This is a genomic window from Pseudomonas marvdashtae, from assembly GCF_014268655.2.
Classification (GTDB): Bacteria; Pseudomonadota; Gammaproteobacteria; order Pseudomonadales; family Pseudomonadaceae; genus Aquipseudomonas; species Aquipseudomonas marvdashtae.
Genome location: NZ_JABWQX020000001.1, coordinates 599,695 through 615,827, shown reverse-complemented (window position 1 = coordinate 615,827; position 16,133 = coordinate 599,695). Strand labels below are relative to the sequence as shown.

At 62.8% G+C, this 16,133-nt stretch carries 17 protein-coding genes; 3 read left to right on the top strand and 14 right to left on the bottom strand.

Annotation, left to right across the window (positions count from 1 at the left end; translation table 11 throughout):
- Positions 1-4 precede the first annotated feature (4 nt).
- Both HU742_RS02950 and HU742_RS02945 read right to left on the bottom strand, forming a co-directional pair.
- A complete protein-coding gene (locus HU742_RS02950) occupies positions 5-802 on the bottom strand; it encodes a DUF4123 domain-containing protein (RefSeq protein WP_186645111.1) in 798 nt (265 codons plus the stop codon).
- Positions 799-2,109: a contractile injection system protein, VgrG/Pvc8 family gene (locus tag HU742_RS02945; protein ID WP_186645112.1), complete on the bottom strand. Its 1,311-nt coding sequence runs from the start codon at positions 2,107-2,109 to the stop codon at positions 799-801. The genes HU742_RS02950 and HU742_RS02945 overlap by 4 nt, the downstream gene beginning before the upstream one ends.
- Before the next feature lie 91 nt (positions 2,110-2,200).
- Here HU742_RS02945 and HU742_RS02940 point away from each other — a divergent pair, with 91 nt between their 5' ends.
- A complete protein-coding gene (locus HU742_RS02940; RefSeq protein WP_186645113.1) occupies positions 2,201-2,371 on the top strand; it encodes a hypothetical protein in 171 nt (56 codons plus the stop codon).
- Between the two features lie 53 nt (positions 2,372-2,424).
- Here HU742_RS02940 and lipA read toward each other — a convergent pair whose 3' ends face one another.
- From lipA to HU742_RS02880, 12 genes are all read right to left on the bottom strand, one after another.
- A complete protein-coding gene (gene lipA / locus HU742_RS02935; protein ID WP_434560820.1) occupies positions 2,425-3,447 on the bottom strand; it encodes a lipoyl synthase in 1,023 nt (340 codons plus the stop codon).
- 1 nt (position 3,448) lies between these two features.
- Positions 3,449-4,096: a lipoyl(octanoyl) transferase LipB gene (gene lipB, locus HU742_RS02930; RefSeq protein WP_186645115.1), complete on the bottom strand. Its 648-nt coding sequence runs from the start codon at positions 4,094-4,096 to the stop codon at positions 3,449-3,451.
- Positions 4,096-4,368, bottom strand: coding sequence for a DUF493 domain-containing protein (locus tag HU742_RS02925; RefSeq protein WP_186641491.1), 273 nt, complete (start codon positions 4,366-4,368; stop codon positions 4,096-4,098). The genes lipB and HU742_RS02925 overlap by 1 nt, the downstream gene beginning before the upstream one ends.
- Before the next feature lie 81 nt (positions 4,369-4,449).
- Positions 4,450-5,607: a D-alanyl-D-alanine carboxypeptidase family protein gene (locus HU742_RS02920; protein ID WP_186613701.1), complete on the bottom strand. Its 1,158-nt coding sequence runs from the start codon at positions 5,605-5,607 to the stop codon at positions 4,450-4,452.
- 168 nt (positions 5,608-5,775) lie between these two features.
- Entirely contained in the window at positions 5,776-6,804 is a 1,029-nt protein-coding gene (locus tag HU742_RS02915) for a septal ring lytic transglycosylase RlpA family protein (protein WP_186641487.1), read from the bottom strand.
- The gene (gene mltB, locus HU742_RS02910; RefSeq protein WP_186641485.1) at positions 6,804-7,814 is read right to left on the bottom strand and encodes a lytic murein transglycosylase B; all 1,011 of its coding nucleotides are present in this window, start codon (positions 7,812-7,814) and stop codon (positions 6,804-6,806) included. The genes HU742_RS02915 and mltB overlap by 1 nt, the downstream gene beginning before the upstream one ends.
- A 17-nt stretch (positions 7,815-7,831) precedes the next feature.
- Entirely contained in the window at positions 7,832-8,935 is a 1,104-nt protein-coding gene (gene rodA / locus HU742_RS02905) for a rod shape-determining protein RodA (protein WP_186641499.1), read from the bottom strand.
- A gap of 31 nt (positions 8,936-8,966) precedes the next feature.
- Positions 8,967-10,862: a penicillin-binding protein 2 gene (gene mrdA, locus HU742_RS02900; protein WP_186641483.1), complete on the bottom strand. Its 1,896-nt coding sequence runs from the start codon at positions 10,860-10,862 to the stop codon at positions 8,967-8,969.
- 10 nt (positions 10,863-10,872) lie between these two features.
- Positions 10,873-11,340, bottom strand: coding sequence for a 23S rRNA (pseudouridine(1915)-N(3))-methyltransferase RlmH (gene rlmH / locus HU742_RS02895; protein WP_047229490.1), 468 nt, complete (start codon positions 11,338-11,340; stop codon positions 10,873-10,875).
- Between the two features lie 9 nt (positions 11,341-11,349).
- Positions 11,350-11,844, bottom strand: a complete 495-nt coding sequence (gene rsfS, locus HU742_RS02890; RefSeq protein WP_186613710.1) for a ribosome silencing factor — start codon at positions 11,842-11,844, stop codon at positions 11,350-11,352.
- A 70-nt stretch (positions 11,845-11,914) separates the two neighbouring features.
- Positions 11,915-12,571, bottom strand: a complete 657-nt coding sequence (gene nadD, locus HU742_RS02885; protein ID WP_186641497.1) for a nicotinate-nucleotide adenylyltransferase — start codon at positions 12,569-12,571, stop codon at positions 11,915-11,917.
- Positions 12,572-12,599: 28 nt separating this feature from the next.
- Entirely contained in the window at positions 12,600-13,871 is a 1,272-nt protein-coding gene (locus tag HU742_RS02880; RefSeq protein WP_186613712.1) for a glutamate-5-semialdehyde dehydrogenase, read from the bottom strand.
- A gap of 198 nt (positions 13,872-14,069) precedes the next feature.
- Here HU742_RS02880 and HU742_RS02875 point away from each other — a divergent pair, with 198 nt between their 5' ends.
- Positions 14,070-14,750, top strand: coding sequence for a DNA-3-methyladenine glycosylase (locus HU742_RS02875; RefSeq protein ID WP_186645117.1), 681 nt, complete (start codon positions 14,070-14,072; stop codon positions 14,748-14,750).
- A gap of 60 nt (positions 14,751-14,810) precedes the next feature.
- On the top strand, positions 14,811-16,127 hold the full coding sequence (locus tag HU742_RS02870) for a bifunctional DedA family/phosphatase PAP2 family protein (protein WP_186645119.1): 1,317 nt from the start codon (positions 14,811-14,813) through the stop codon (positions 16,125-16,127).
- Positions 16,128-16,133: the final 6 nt, after the last annotated feature.

Sequence of the window (16,133 nt, the reverse complement as noted above, 5' to 3'; positions counted from 1 at the left end):
CGGCTCAGCCTTCATCGTCCTGCCACAGCCGACGCAGATGATCGAGACGTTCTCGCTGCGAGCCGCCCACCAGCCCTGGCACTGGCCGGTCATCGGGATATTGCAGACGTAACCACAACCAGCCGTCGACAACCGCCTGCTCGCTGAACCCCAGCGCCCGGCCCTGTTGCAGATACTCCCAGAGCACCCAATAGTCATGCCCCGTGGAGCGGGACCATTGCCAGACGTGACGCTCCAGCAGGCACTCCTGCAACCTGATTTGCTGCCGGTCGCTGAGACCATGTTCGGTCTCCAGCGCCGGCACCGGCAGCCTTGGATTAGAGAGCTGTTGCCAACCTTGGCAGCCCATCGCCCGGTCAGCCCAAGTACCACCGAACCATCGCAATACGCTGATCGGCCCGAGCCAGCAGCTGAGCTCCCGAGGATCGCAACCATCGAAGAAATAGCTGGCGGTGTGCGGGTTGTAATAGTTCAACAAAGCCTTGTGGTGAAGGCCAAGCGTCACGGTCAACATGCGACGCAAATGCGCCAGCAGCGACTCGACCGGCGTCGCGCTCACCAATAGCAGCCCTGGCCAGGACTGGGCGTCCAATTGGCACAGGCTGGCCAGCGCGGGCGACTGGCGTAAATCCACCAACAACGGGCCGTGCTTCTTCAGTTCGTCGAACTCGGTGTCTTCGAGCAGGGGGAACCGTCGCGCCTCTGTGAATTGCTCGCGCAGGCGCTGCGCAGCCTCCGGCGCGTCCGGCACATCGAGCAGCAACCATTGCGGGGCCGGGCCAGGCAGGATTGCGACAGTCATGGAGCAGCGCCCGCGCCGTGCCGCGTCAACATGCGGCACGTACACACTGGCTCGGCACAAGGACTGAAGCGTCCCCCGCCGGGCAGCAGGCAAAGCAAGACCAGCGGCTCGCCTGCCTGGATTGCGGACAACAAGGAAGTGTCGACTCCAGACGGCTCCGAGGACGCCTGAGAGGACGGGGCCGACGAGGCCGTCTGTGGCGTCTGGGCGTCGGCAGAAGCGCCGAGAAATGCGCAGACCAAAGGCCGATCAGGATCGCCTTCGATAAAACTCACCAATACTTCGGTGCCCTCGCGAATGGCCCCCGCACCGCGCGACGCCAACTCGGGCGCCAATGGCAGCCAACAATGGCTGGGGCTGGCGCCCTCCCCCTGATAGGCCCAGTCGAACTGAACCGCCACTCGTCCGGCCAGCGGTGGTTCGTCGACCTCCACGACCCATCCGCGTTGCCTGCTCACCATGACGGGCTTGGCTGGCACCCTGTCCGCCACGAAAGGCCACTCCCAGGGAATGGCCCGGAAATGGTTGCCATATAGGCCGGACTGGCCTCGGTGCTCCACCTTGGTCAATCGCCAGCGCTGGTTCCGTCTTTCGAATGAATGTGCGGTCAGAGACAGAACCTGCTCGGCACGCAAGTGCATCAGATCGCTGCGACCTTGTGCCACCGGCACTCCCGAAGCGTCAACCTGTACCCTGAAGGCCTGCACTGCGCCGGTTTGCCCTTCATCGCTGCAAACCGCTTTGGCGGCGATGGGAACTCCGACCACCGTATCAGCGAAAACCAGGCACTGCCGATCCCGAGCGTGTTCGAAATGGAAGTGAATCCCTGCCTGGGCGCACACCCGTTGGAGGAAGTGCAGGTCCGATTCTCGATATTGGGTACACACATCCTGCGGCGGATATTCGCCGCTCAGGTCCAGGCATAAGTTGCGACCACTGATGCCATGCCCCTTGAGCACCTGGCGAATGATCTGCGGCACCGAACAAGCATTGAACACCCGTTGGCTAAAGCGCTGGGCGAGGCACGCCAGCTTCGGCCCGATGCGCACGCGACAGGCCTCGCCATGCCGGTGGACAAGCTCGTGAAGCTGTCCGTGGATGCCCCGATCCGGCGCCCCGAAACTCAACCATACGTCGCGGTACAGCAATCCCGCCAAGTCCAGGGTCAGGTCGCCGAGCACCAGTTCCACCTCGAAAACAAAAGGTTCGCTGATGGCTTCACGGCCCGTGAAGGCCACGACGGTAAGAGCTTCGGACAGACCGGCTATCTCCAGACGAAATGATAACTCGCAGGCTGGATCGGACATCGGCGTTTCTCTACAGGAGGGGCGACCGGGCATTCTCGCTGAGAGCCGGGGTCGAGTAGAGGGCTCAACTGCAAAATAGGAAAAGGACTACATGAAATACGGAAAGCAGCGATTAGGTGAACAGGAGGCTGGAACAAACAAGCTGTACACACGGCAGCGCGACAATGGCCCCTTTTCCCTCACCAACAGGCAGACACAGGCCTCGGAACAAAGCAAAAAAGGCGCTTTTCCCTTTCAGGAGAAGCGCCTTTTCCATAAGTGAACCGCTACGGGCCGCCGATGAGCCCTGCAGTCATTGTTGCATTTGGGTACCGATCAGGAACCCAACAGCTCTGCCTTGACCAGTTTCGCCTGCTCATCAGCATGGTACGAAGACCGTACCAGCGGACCGGACGCAACGTTCTTGAAGCCCATCTTGTAGCCTTCCTCAGCGAACCAGGCGAAGGTGTCCGGGTGCACGAAACGCTGCACCGGCAAGTGGCTACGGGACGGTTGCAGGTATTGGCCCAGGGTCAGCATGTCGATGTCATGCTCGCGCATGCGCTTCATGACCTCGATGACTTCCTCGTCGGTTTCACCCAGGCCCAGCATCAAGCCGGACTTGGTCGGAATGTGCGGCATCATCTGCTTGAAGCGTTGCAGCAGGGTCAGCGACCACTGGTAGTCCGAACCGGGGCGCGCGGCCTTGTACAGGCGTGGCACGGTTTCCAGGTTGTGGTTGAACACATCCGGCGGCTCGGCCGCGGTGATTTCCAGGGCGATGTCCATGCGGCCACGGTAATCGGGCACCAGGGTTTCCAACTGGACGTTTGGCGACAGCTTGCGGATCTCGCGGATGCAGTCGGCAAAGTGCTGGGCACCGCCGTCACGCAGGTCGTCGCGATCCACCGAGGTGATGACCACGTACTTGAGCTTCAAGTCGGCGATGGCGATGGCCAGGCTTTGCGGCTCATTGGTGTCCAGTGGCTTCGGACGACCGTGGCCGACGTCGCAGAACGGGCAGCGACGGGTGCAGATGTCGCCCATGATCATGAAGGTCGCGGTGCCGCCGGAGAAGCACTCGCCCAGGTTCGGGCAGGAGGCTTCTTCGCAGACGCTGTGCAGCTTGTGCTTGCGCAGCAGGGCCTTGATCCGGTCGACTTCCGGGGAAACCGGGATGCGCACGCGGATCCAGTCGGGTTTCTTTGGCAGTTCAGTGGTCGGGATGATCTTGACCGGAATGCGTGCAACCTTCTCGGCGCCGCGCAGCTTGACGCCGGCCTCTACCTTGGCACGCGGGGCCGGACGTTCGGTGACGTCCAGCGTCGGGATCATGGTTTGCACTGCATCAGTAGTCATATCAGTCGATTCCGCCCGTGAGGGTCGTCTGCTCAGCATAGTCGAGGTGTTTGACGAGCTGCGCACGCAGCCGGGCACTTACCTCGGCAAATTCAATCGATCCTGTGTGATCGCGCAGCTGGGTCATCGCCAGCCCTGCGTAGCCACAGGGATTAATCCGTCGAAACGGCTCAAGGTCCATGTCCACGTTCAACGCCAGGCCGTGGAACGAACAGCCATGGCGGATGCGCAAGCCCAGCGAGGCGATCTTCGCCCCGTCGACGTACACGCCTGGTGCATCCGGCTTGGCCGCCGCGCTCACACCGTAGCTGGCGAGCAAGTCAATCAGGCACGTTTCCATGCGGGTGACCAACTCGCGCACGCCGAACCCCAGCTTGCGCACGTCCAGCAGCAGATAGGCAACCAACTGGCCGGGGCCATGGTAAGTCACCTGTCCGCCCCGGTCGACCTTCACCACCGGGATATCCCCTGGCAATAACAGGTGCTCGGCCTTGCCAGCCTGGCCCTGGGTGAACACCGACGGGTGCTCGACCAGCCAGACTTCATCGCCGGCGGTGGTGCCGCGTTCGTTGGTGAAGCGCTGCATGGCATGCCAGACCGGCTCGTAAGCCATGGTGCCCAGCTCGCGAAAGCCCAGCGTGCCCGGCATCACAACACCATGTGCACGAAACCGGTCGCTCGCAGCTCGCTGTTGATGTCGTAGAGCTGTTCCTGGCCAGTGGCAATGATGTGCAACTGGATCGTCGTGTACTTGCCGTTGGTACTCTGGCGCTCGGCCAGGGTCTTGTGGTCAACGGTGGCGTGCTTCTCAAGGATCTCGATGATCCTGTCCTTGAAACCCACACCGGTGTCGCCGATTACTTTGATCGGATAATCCGCGCAGGGAAATTCGATCTTTGGCGCCTTTACTTCGTCTGTCATGGCGTAACGGCCTCGCAAGCCGTGGTAACGAACATGGCCCCGTGCCGGAAAGGAACGGGGCCATGCAGGTCAACACTCGAATCAGTTGAACAAGCCGTAGAAGAATAGACGGATGCTATCCCACATGCGGCGGAAGATACCACCTTCCTCGACCGCGTCCAGCGCGATCAGGTCGGCGCTGTGCACCACTTTGTCGTCCAGTTTGACTTCGACCTTGCCGATGACGTCGCCCTTGGCGATCGGCGCGGTCAGTTGCGGGTTCATGGTCATGCTGGCGGCGAGCTTCTTGAGCTGGCCTTTCGGCAAGGTCATGGTCAGGTCCTGGGCCAGGCCGGCCTTCACCTGGTTGGTGGCGCCTTTCCAGACCTGGGCCTGGGCCAGTTCGGTGCCCTTCTGATAGAAGGTCTGGGTTTCGAAGAAGCGGAAACCGTAGGTCAGCAGCTTCTGGGTCTCGGCGGCGCGAGCCACTTCGCTGTTGGTGCCGAACACCACGGCGATCAGGCGCATACCGTCACGGACAGCCGAGGACACCATGCAATAGCCGGCCTCTTCGGTGTGTCCGGTCTTCAGGCCATCGACGGTCTTGTCGCGCCACAGCAGCAGGTTGCGGTTAGGCTGCTTGATGCCGTTCCAGAAGAATTCCTTCTGGGAATAAATGGCGTAGTGCGCCGGGTCTTCGTGGATGATCGCCCGCGCCAGCAGTGCCATGTCGTGAGCCGACGAATAGTGTTCCGGGTTCGGCAGGCCGGTCGGGTTCATGAAGTGGCTGTTGGTCATGCCGAGGTCGGCGACAGTCTTGTTCATCATGTCGGCGAACGCATCTTCGCTGCCGGCGATGTGCTCGGCCAGGGCGACGCTGGCGTCGTTGCCGGACTGGATGATGATGCCGTGCAGCAGGTCGCTGACGGTCACTTGCGAACCGACCTTGATGAACATCCGCGAACCGCCGGTGCGCCAGGCGTTTTCGCTGACGGTCACCGGATCGTTTTCACCGATCTGGCCACGACGGATCTCCAGGGTCGCGATGTACGCGGTCATCAGCTTGGTCAGGCTGGCCGGTGGCAGGCGCTGGTCACCGTTGTTTTCTACCAGGACCTCGCCGCTGCTGGCATCCATGAGCACAAAGGATTTGGCGGCCAATTGAGGGGGCGCCGGCATCATCTCGACCGCGAACGCGGCCGGTGAAAGAAGCAGCGGGACTAGCAGGCAAAGGCGCTTGGCAAAGGTGGTGATGTTCATCCGTCTCTCGAAATCGCTAATGGAACTGCCCGAAGGCAGAACTAAAACAGGCAACTCATCAAGGAGCTGCCGCGTATTTAAGTTGCTCACTCACAACCCTTGCCGGGCTTTTGTTATTCATGGAGCCAACAACCTGACCCGCTCCAACCGCAGCGGGCTTTCAATCAGTTACTCGGCGGTGACCAGGCTCGGCGAACCGAGATTGGCCAGGCGCACGCTGTTCTGTACCTGCTGGACTTCACCCGGAGAACCGATCGGCCCCAGGCGCACCCGATGCAGTGTCTGCTGGTTGCGCACGATCGAGCTGATGAACACCGGCGCGCTGACCATCGAACTCAGCTTCGATCGGAGCAGCTCTGCAGCGTCCGGGTTGGCGAACGCGCCCACTTGCAGATACTGGCCAGACGCTGTTGCAGAAGCGTTTTTTTTTGCGTCGACCTGCACAGGCACCACGGCCGCGGCATGTTGCTGCGGCGGCGGGGTCCATTGCTCGACCGTACCGGTGGAGGCCGTCAGGGTCGGCGCGGCATTTTGCGCCACTTTCGGCTCGTTGAGCATCAAAGGCGCCGGACGGCCACGCTGGGCCCACCATTCCTGGGGATCGATACCTTCGACCTTGACCCGCGCAGTGCCGGTTTCAGCGTAACCGAGCTTTTTCGCCGCCGCGTACGACAAGTCGATGATGCGATCGGAATAAAACGGCCCACGGTCGTTCACCCGCAGGATCACCGTCTTGTTGTTGTCCAGGTTGGTCACCCGTACATAACTGGGCAGCGGCAAGGTCTTGTGGGCCGCGCTCATGCCGTACAGGTCGTACACTTCGCCATTGGCGGTGTTCTGGCCGTGGAACTTGGTGCCGTACCAGGACGCCGTGCCCGAAGCGACGTAGCGCTTGGATTCGGCGATCGGGAAATAGGTCTTGCCCAGCACCGTATACGGATTGGCCTTGTAGGGACCGGTGTGCAGCGTCGGCGTCGCGTCGGGAATGCGCGAGACATCGACGTCCCACCACGGGGCGCCGTCCTTGTGGGCCCGGTTGATGTCCAGGCCCGGCGTGGCGCGCACGGCGGTGGTGGGGGTTTTCTGGGTCGGTGCGCGACTGGTCGAACAACTGACGACCAACAACGACAGCGCCGCCAATGCCACCAGCTTGAGGGGCCTGGCTTTCAGGGGTTGATAGGTAGGCAATGCCCGCATTATTTGACGCCCCGTGCTTTGACCAGCTCTTCAGACAGTTGATGTACGGCCATGGCGTACATCACGCTGCGGTTATAACGCGTAATCGCGTAGAAATTCTTCAGGCCCATCCAATATTCAGGGCCCTGCTCGCCTTCAAGGCGCATCGCGGTGACCGGCATGTCGTCACGCAGCGCATCATGACTCGACCAGCCCAGCGCTCGCAACTCCCCGACGGTTTTCGTCGGCTCGATACCTTCGGTCAAGCCCTCGTCCACCTGCTCGCCACGCACGTCGGCGCGGCTGACCACAGGCTGGCCAGCCTCCCAGCCGTGACGCTTGAAATAGCTGGCGACGCTGCCGATGGCATCGGTCGGGTTGGTCCAGATATTGATGTGGCCGTCGCCGTCGAAGTCCACCGCGTAGGCGCGGAAACTGCTGGGCATGAATTGCGGCAGGCCCATGGCGCCTGCGTAGGATCCCTTGAGGGTCAGCGGATCGACCTGCTCTTCGCGGGCCAGCAGCAGGAACTCGCGCAGCTCCTTGCGGAAGAACTCGGCGCGCGGCGGGTAATCGAAGCCCAGGGTCGACAGTGCGTCGACCACGCGGAAATTGCCGGTGTTGCGGCCAAAGAAGGTTTCGACGCCGATGATGGACACGATGACCTGGGCCGGCACGCCATATTCCTGCTCGGCGCGGGCCAGGGCCGCCTCATGCTGGCGCCAGAAGTCCACGCCCCGGGCGATCCGCGCCTCGGTGATGAACATCGGCCGGTACTCGCTCCACTGTTTGACGCGCTCGGCGGGCCGGGAAATCGCGTCGAGGATCGATTGCTTGCGCTCGGCCTCGCGGAACACGCCCATCAGCTGTTCACCGGCGAAACCGTAGTCACGGGTCATTTCACCGACGAACTCGGCCACCTGCGGCGAGCCCTCGTATTCGCCGGCCAGGGCCTGCGGCGCGCAGCCCAGGAAGCCGACCAGGCCGACCCACGGCGCATATCGCGTCGACCAGCCACGCATTGCTTGCATTGAACTCTTCACCTTATTCAAACCTGTGCGATCCACTTGCGGTGCGTATGAATCGACATCAAAACCCCAAACGCTGACAGTAGTGTCACCAGCGAAGTTCCTCCGTAGCTAATGAATGGCAACGGCACCCCCACGACCGGCAGCAGGCCACTGACCATACCGATATTGACGAAAACATAAACAAAAAACGTCATGGTCAGGCTGCCCGCGAGCAACTTGCCGAACAACGTCTGCGCCTGGGCGGTAATCACCAGCCCCCGGCCGATCAGCAGCAAATAGATCAGCAGCAGCACACAAATGCCCACCAGGCCGAACTCTTCGCCCATCACCGCGATGATGAAGTCGGTGTGGCTTTCTGGCAAAAAGTCCAGGTGCGACTGGGTGCCCATCAGCCAACCCTTGCCAAACACCCCGCCGGAACCGATGGCGGCCTTGGACTGGATGATGTTCCAGCCGGTGCCCAGCGGATCGCTTTCCGGATCGAGGAAGGTCAGCACGCGCTGCTTCTGGTAGTCGTGCATCACGAAATACCACATGGCCACCGACACCGGCACGGCGGCGGCGATCACGCTGAGGATCCAGCGCCAGCGCAGCCCGCCCATGAACAGCACGAAGGCGCCGCCGGCCAGGATCAGCAGCGAGGTGCCGAGGTCCGGTTGGCGGACGATCAGGATAAACGGGATGCCGATCAGCAACAGGCTGACGCACACATGCTTGAGCTGCGGCGGCAAGGAACGTTTGGCCAGGTACCAGGCGATGGTCGCCGGCATGATGATCTTGAGGAATTCCGAGGGCTGGAAACGGATCACCCCGGGAATGTTGATCCAGCGGGTGGCGCCCATGGCGTTGTGGCCCATGATGTCCACCACCACCAGCAAACCCACGCCTACGACATAGGCCAGCGGCACCCAGCGCGCCATGAACCGTGGTTCGAGCTGCGCGATGACGATCATCGATACCAGGCCGATGCCGAACGAGGTGGCCTGTTTGGCCAGCAGGTCCCAGCTCTTGCCACTGGCCGAATACAGCACGAACAGGCTGCCGGCAGCCAGCGTCAGCAGCAGGATCAGCAACGGCCCGTCGATGTGCATGCGTTGCAGCAAAGTGGCGCGGCGGCGCATCACGTCTTCGCTGGACAGGATGCGGTCGAAATTATTCTTCACGGGCCGTAGCCTCCGCAGTGGTGGGGCTTGCGTATTCGGGCTTGAGCTGACCGTGCTCATCCAGCAGCCAGGCGTCCATGATCTGGCGCACCACCGGCGCGGCGACACCAGAACCGGACTCACCGTTCTCGACCATCACCGACACAACGATCTTGGGATTTTCGGCCGGCGCGAAGCCGACGAACAAGGCGTGGTCACGATGGCGCTCCTGAACCTTGGAGCGGTCATATTTCTCGCCCTGCTTGATCGCCACGACCTGGGCCGTGCCGCTCTTGCCGGCGATGCGATATTGCGCGCCAATGGCCGCCTTGCGCGCGGTGCCCCGGGCGCCATGCATCACCTGCTGCATGCCGATGTTGACCTTCTGCCAGTCCGACGGGTTGCGCAGGATGATGTCCGGCACCGGGTCCGGGTCCACCGGTTTCTGGCCTTCAATGGTCTTGGCCAGGTGCGGGCGATACCACTTGCCCTTGCTCGCCACCAGGGCCGTGGCCTGGGCCAGTTGCAAGGGCGTTGCCTGCATGTAGCCCTGGCCGATCCCCAGGATCAGGGTTTCGCCGGGGAACCAGGCCTGGCGGCGGGTCGCCCGTTTCCATTCCCGCGATGGCATCAGGCCAGGGGATTCCTCGAACATGTCCAGGGACACCTTCTGACCGAGGCCGAACTTGTTCATATAGGACGACAACCGGTCGATCCCCAGCTTGTGGGCCAGGTCGTAGAAGTAGGTGTCGTTGGAACGCATGATCGCCGTTTCCAGGTCCACGTAGCCGTCACCGGTGCGGTTCCAGTTACGGTACTTGTGGTCGTAGTTCGGCAATTGGTAGTAACCCGGGTCGTAGACCCGGCTCGACGCAGTCACAACGCCAGCGTCCAGCCCGGCAATCGCCACGGCCGGCTTGATGGTCGAGCCCGGCGGATAGAGCCCGCGCAGCACACGGTTGAAGAGCGGCCGGTCGATGGAATCGCGCAGCTCGGCGTAGGCCTTGAAACTGATGCCGGTGACGAACAGGTTCGGGTCGAAACTCGGCTGGCTGACCATCGCCAGGACTTCGCCGGTATTGGGGTCCAAGGCAACCACCGCGCCACGCCGTCCGCCCAGCGCTGCTTCCGCGGCTTCCTGCAATTTGATGTCCAGGCTCAGGACAATGTCCTTGCCGGGAATCGGGTCGGTGCGCTTGAGCACTCGCAGCACGCGGCCGCGGGCGTTGGTCTCGACTTCCTCGTAACCCACCTGGCCGTGCAGCTCGGCTTCGTAGAAACGCTCGATGCCGGTCTTGCCGATATGGTGAGTGCCGCTGTAGTTGACCGGATCGAGCGTCTTGAGCTCTTTTTCGTTGATCCGTCCCATGTAGCCGACCGAATGGGCGAAGTGCGGCCCTTGGGGATAATGCCGCACCAGTTGCGCCACCACCTCGACGCCCGGCAGGCGGAACTGGTTCACGGCGATCAGGGCGATCTGTTCTTCGGTCAGCTCGAACATGATCGGCACCGGCTCGAAGGGACGCCGGCCCTGGCGCATGCGCTTTTCGAAGATCGCCCGATCCTCGGGCGTCAGTTGCAACACTTCTACGATCACGTCGAGCACCTGCTGCCAGTCACCGGAGCGCTCGCGGGTCATGCTCAGGCTGAAGCTGGGCCGGTTGTCGGCCACCACCACGCCATTGCGGTCGAAAATCAGCCCGCGGGTCGGCGGAATCGGCTGAACATGTACACGGTTACTTTCCGACAGGGTCGAGTGGTACTCGTACTGGATCACCTGGAGGAAATACAGCCGCGCGATCAGCACGCCGATCAGCGTGACCACCGCAATAGCACCGAACACGACGCGGCCCCGCACCAGGCGGGCGTCTTTTTCGTGGTCCTTGATGCGAATCGGCTGGGGCATGAGGGCAGGATTACTTGTGATAAGGGTGCCCGGACAGGACTGTCCAGGCACGATACAACTGTTCACCGATCAGGATCCGCACCAGCGGGTGCGGCAACGTCAGGGGCGACAAGGACCAGCGTTGATCGGCTCGGGCACAGACTTCCGGCGCCAGCCCTTCCGGGCCGCCGACCATGAAATTGACCGTGCGCGCATCCAGCCGCCAGCGATCGAGCTCGACTGCCAACTGCTCGGTGCTCCAGGGCTTGCCATGGACTTCGAGGGTGACGATCCGCTCGTTCGGCCCGACCTTGGCCAGCATGGCTTCGCCTTCCTGGCGGATGAAGCGCGCCACGTCAGCGTTCTTGCCACGGGTATTGAGCGGAATTTCCACCAGTTCCAAGGCCAGCTCGGACGGAAGACGCTTGGCATATTCATGCCAGCCTTCTTCCACCCACTTGGGCATGCGAGAACCGACGGCGATCAGGCGCAGTCGCACAGCGATCCCTTATTGCTGGTCTTTGTTGAGCTTGGTGAAGTGCTCATGGGGGTTTTCCGGGCTGTGGTGCGCGGCGCTGGCCGAACGGCTCTGCTCGGCGCCTGCCCACAGGCGTTCCAGGTCATAGAACTGGCGCGCCGAGGCGGTCATCATGTGCACGATGACGTCGTCCATGTCCAACAGGACCCAGTCGCTGTCGCCCTTGCCTTCTTCGCCCAACGGCTTGACGCCCTGGGCCTTGACCGCTTCGCGGACCTTGTCGAGCATCGCGCCGATCTGGCGATTGGAGGTACCGGTGGCGATGATCATGTAGTCGGTGATGCTCTGCTTTTCACGAACGTCGATCACCTGGATGTCCTGGGCCTTGACGTCTTCCAGGGCCGCCACGGCCACCTTGACCAGCTCTTCGCCAGCCAGCACCACGCCGGTATGCGCCTCTACCGGCAGCGGGGCGCTCTTGAAGGTGCCCTTGCGCTTTACTTTGTTCAGGTCTTTGTCAGTCATATAAAACTCGTTTTGCTCATGTTCGGGCACTTCGGTACACGTTGATTCGTGTCGGCGAAGCACACCTTGTTCAGTTCGACGCACGGTACAGACCGTGCGCATCGATGTAGGCCAGGACCGCGTCGGGCACCAGGAAACGTACCGACTTACCGCTGGCCAGCAGTTGACGGATCTGGGTGGCGGATACCGCGAGCGGTGTCTGCCAGACGAATGCAATCTGTCCGCTCGGCCCCTTGAGGGCCAGCGGGTCGCTCACCGAGCGCGCCGCCAACAGGTTGCGCAAGGCATCCGGCGGTTCGCTGTCGGCATCCGGGCGTTGCAGCACCAGGATGTGGCAATGCTGGAGCAACTCTTCCCAGCGATGCCAAGTGGGCAGGCCGCAAAATGCGTCCCAGCCCAGAAGCAGGAAAACCTGGGCATCGGCGGCCAGTTCGGCGCGCATCAGCTCCAGGGTATCAATGGTGTAGGACGGCTTGTCCCGCTGCAATTCGCGGGCGTCCACCACCAACGGCGCCACACCGGCCACCGCGCACTCGACCATCGCCAGGCGGTCTTGCGCCGACACCTGCGGCGTATCCCGATGAGGTGGCCGGGCGCTTGGCGTCAGGCGCAGCTCATCGAGGCCCAGGGCATCGGCGACTTCCAGTGCGCCGCGCAGATGGCCGATGTGCACCGGGTCGAACGTGCCGCCCAGGATACCGATGCGCTTTGGCGCGGTCGTAGTCATAGAGGCCAGTGGGTCGAGATCGCCCAAGTCAGACCGGCTCCTGGCCGCGCAGCTGGCCGTCACCGACCACAATGTACTTTTCGCACGTCAGGCCTTCGAGGCCCACCGGGCCGCGGGCGTGCAGCTTATCAGTAGAAATGCCGATCTCGGCACCCAATCCATACTCGAAGCCATCGGCGAAGCAAGTCGGGGTGTTGATCATCACCGACGCCGAGTCCACTTCAGCCACGAAACGCCGGGTTTCGCCCTGGTGTTCGCTGACGATGGAGTCGGTGTGGTGGGAGCCATGGCGATTGATGTGCTCGATCGCCTGGTCGAGCCCGTCGACCACGCGGATCGACAGGATCGGCGCCAGGTACTCGGTGTTCCAGTCTTCCTCGGTGGCGACCGCCGCGTCGATGATCGTCCGGGTCCGCTCGCAGCCGCGCAGCTCGACGCCTTTTTCGCGAAACTGGGCGGCCATCGATGGCAGGAAATCCTTGGCGACAGCCTGGTCCACCAGCAGGGTCTCCATCGCACCGCAGATGCCATAACGATAAGTCTTGGCGTTGAAGGCGATGCGCTGGGCTTTCGGCAGCTCGGCGTGGGCACTGACGTAGACGTGGCAGATGCCGTCCAGGTGCTTGATCACCGGCACGCGGGCGTCGCGGCTGACCCGTTCGATCAGCCCCTTGCCGCCGCGCGGCACGATGACGTCGACGAATTCAGGCATGGTGATCAGCGCGCCGACTGCCGCGCGATCGGTGGTTTCCACCACTTGCACCACCGCCGCCGGCAGATCGGCTTCAGCCAGGCCGCGCTGGATGCAGGCGGCGATGGCGCGGTTGGAATGAATCGCCTCGGAGCCACCGCGCAGGATGGTCGCGTTACCGGACTTAAGGCACAGGCTCGCGGCATCGATGGTCACGTTCGGCCGCGACTCGTAGATGATCCCGACCACGCCCAGGGGTACGCGCATCTTGCCGACCTGGATACCCGACGGCCGATAGCTCATGTCGCGGATCGCCCCGACCGGGTCCGGCAGTGCCGCGACCTGACGCAGACCGACGATCATGCCGTCGATACGCGCCGGAGTCAGCGCCAGGCGCTCGAGCATCGCCGGCTCCAGACCATTGGCCCGGCCAGCGGCCAGGTCCAGTTCGTTGGCGGCGGACAACTCGGCGCGCGCGGCGTCCAGCGCATTGGCGGCGGCCTGCAGGGCGCGGTTTTTCTGCGCGGTGCTGGCACGGCCGATGATGCGCGACGCTTCGCGGGCGGCGCGACCCAGGCGGGTCATGTAGTCAAGAACGGACTCAGTCATGGTCTGTGTGGTCTTGGCAAAGAGGAAAGCGGCAGATTATAGCTGTCGTAACCCTCGACTAACAGCATGGACTCGCAGCGGTGACCGGCGGAGGAGCAAAACCGGCACTATTCGCAGGTATTCCCGCGAATGTTCAGCGGTAATTAAGCTTTGCGTTGTTATCATCGCGCTATCTTTGGCCCTACTCCGTTCCTCGCCATGACCGATTCGCCAACCGCGCCCATTGCCTTGCCCCACGCTTTTTTTGATCGCGACGCCCAAGTACTCGCCCAGGATCTGCTGGGCAAGGTCATTCGCCACAAAGTCGGTGACGTGTGGCTCGGCGCGCGAATCATCGAGACCGAAGCGTATTACTTCGCTGAGAAAGGCAGCCATGCCTCCCTGGGCTATACGGAAAAACGCAGGGCGTTGTTTCTGGATGGCGGCCACATCTATATGTACTACGCCCGCGGCGGCGATTCGCTGAACTTCAGCGCCCAGGGCCCGGGCAACGCGGTATTGATCAAATCGGCGTATCCCTGGGTCGACGCCATCAGCGGCCCGGCGAGCCTGGCGCAGATGCTGCTCAACAACCCCGACGCCCAGGGTCGACCACGCACACCGCAAAAGCTTTGTGCAGGACAGACCTTGCTGTGCAAGGCGCTGGGACTGAAAGTGCCGGACTGGGACGCGAAGCGCTTCGACCCCGAACGGTTGCTGGTGGAAGATGTGGGCGTGCCGACGGTCAATGTGATCCAGACCACTCGTTTGGGCATCCCATTGGGACGGGACGAACACCTGCCCTACCGCTTCGTCGATGCCGCCTACGCACCGTGGTGCACCCGCAATCCGTTGCGGCGCGGCCAGGTCGAGGGCCGTGATTATTTTTTGCTTGCCTGAACGCAGCACCGCTCCCTGACAAAAATTGCAGACCGCTTGAACAACAATGGAGTTGTCTTTATGGGCCCATGGCTCGATAGCATTACCGGCTGGCTGACTGTAAATCCGCAATGGCTGGCGGTGGCGGTGTTCGTCGTCGCTTGCGTGGAATGCCTGGCCATCGCCGGGCTGATCGTACCGGGCACGGTGCTGTTGTTCGCGATTGCGGTGCTGGCCGGCAGCGGCGCGTTGTCCTTGGGCGAAACGTTGCTGCTGGGCCTTCTAGGGGGACTGCTCGGGGATCTGGTGTCGTACTTGCTCGGCCGGCATTTCCACCAGAACATCCGGCGCCTGCCGGGGCTGCGGCAACATCCGGAATGGATGGGCGCGGCGGAGAGCTACTTCCAACGCTACGGCATCGCCAGCCTGCTGGTGGGGCGCTTTATCGGACCGCTGCGGCCAATGCTGCCGATGGTGGCCGGGATGTGCGACATGCCGTTCCTGCGCTTCGCCGCTGTCAGCCTGGTAGCGGCGGCAGGCTGGACCGTGGCGTACCTGCTGCCGGGCTGGGCCACCGGAGCGGCGTTCCGCCTGCCGCTGCCCGAAGGTTTCTGGCCACAGGCCGGTGTCGTCATCGGCAGCATCGCCGTGATGCTTGGACTCAGCGTCAACAGCAGCCTGCGTCGCCATCGCCACGCCTCGGCGATCATCGCGGTGGTTGGCCTGGCGATCCTGATCGGCCTGTTTATCGGTTTTCGCTACCTGACGGCGTTCGACCAAGGCCTGATAGCCCTGGTCCAGGAACATCGCAGCGCGACACTGGACGAGATCGCCGTGACCTTCACGCTGATCGGCGAATTCCGCTACATGTTGATTGTCTGCAGCCTGGTGACCGGGTTGCTGCTGGTGGCACGACAATGGCGGCAGGCAATCTTTGCCGGCGGCACAATGCTGCTCACCGCCCTGGCCAACACTGGCTTCAAGCTGTTCTTCGCCCGCGTGCGCCCTGAAATCCTGAGCGAGCCATTGACCAGCTACAGCATGCCCAGCGGCCACGCCTCCGGCGCCTTTGCGCTGTTCCTGGCCCTGGCGATACTGGCCGGGCGCGGCCAACCGCCACGCCTGCGCCTGACCTGGCTGTTACTCGCCTCGTTGCCGGCGCTGGCCATTGCCTTGTCGCGGGTGTACCTCGGCGCCCATTGGCCGAGCGACGTTGTCGCCGGCGCCATGCTCGCCGCCACCGTCTGCGCCGCGGTCCTGTGGTTGAGCCAGCGCCAGGAGCCGCTTCGCGCCATGTCGCCAAAAGTCTGGTGGCTGGTGCTCCCGGCACTGATGGCGGCGTTCAGCTTCTTCGCCCTGCGGCATCTGCCGCACGCGATGTTGCGGTATGCCTATTGATGCATC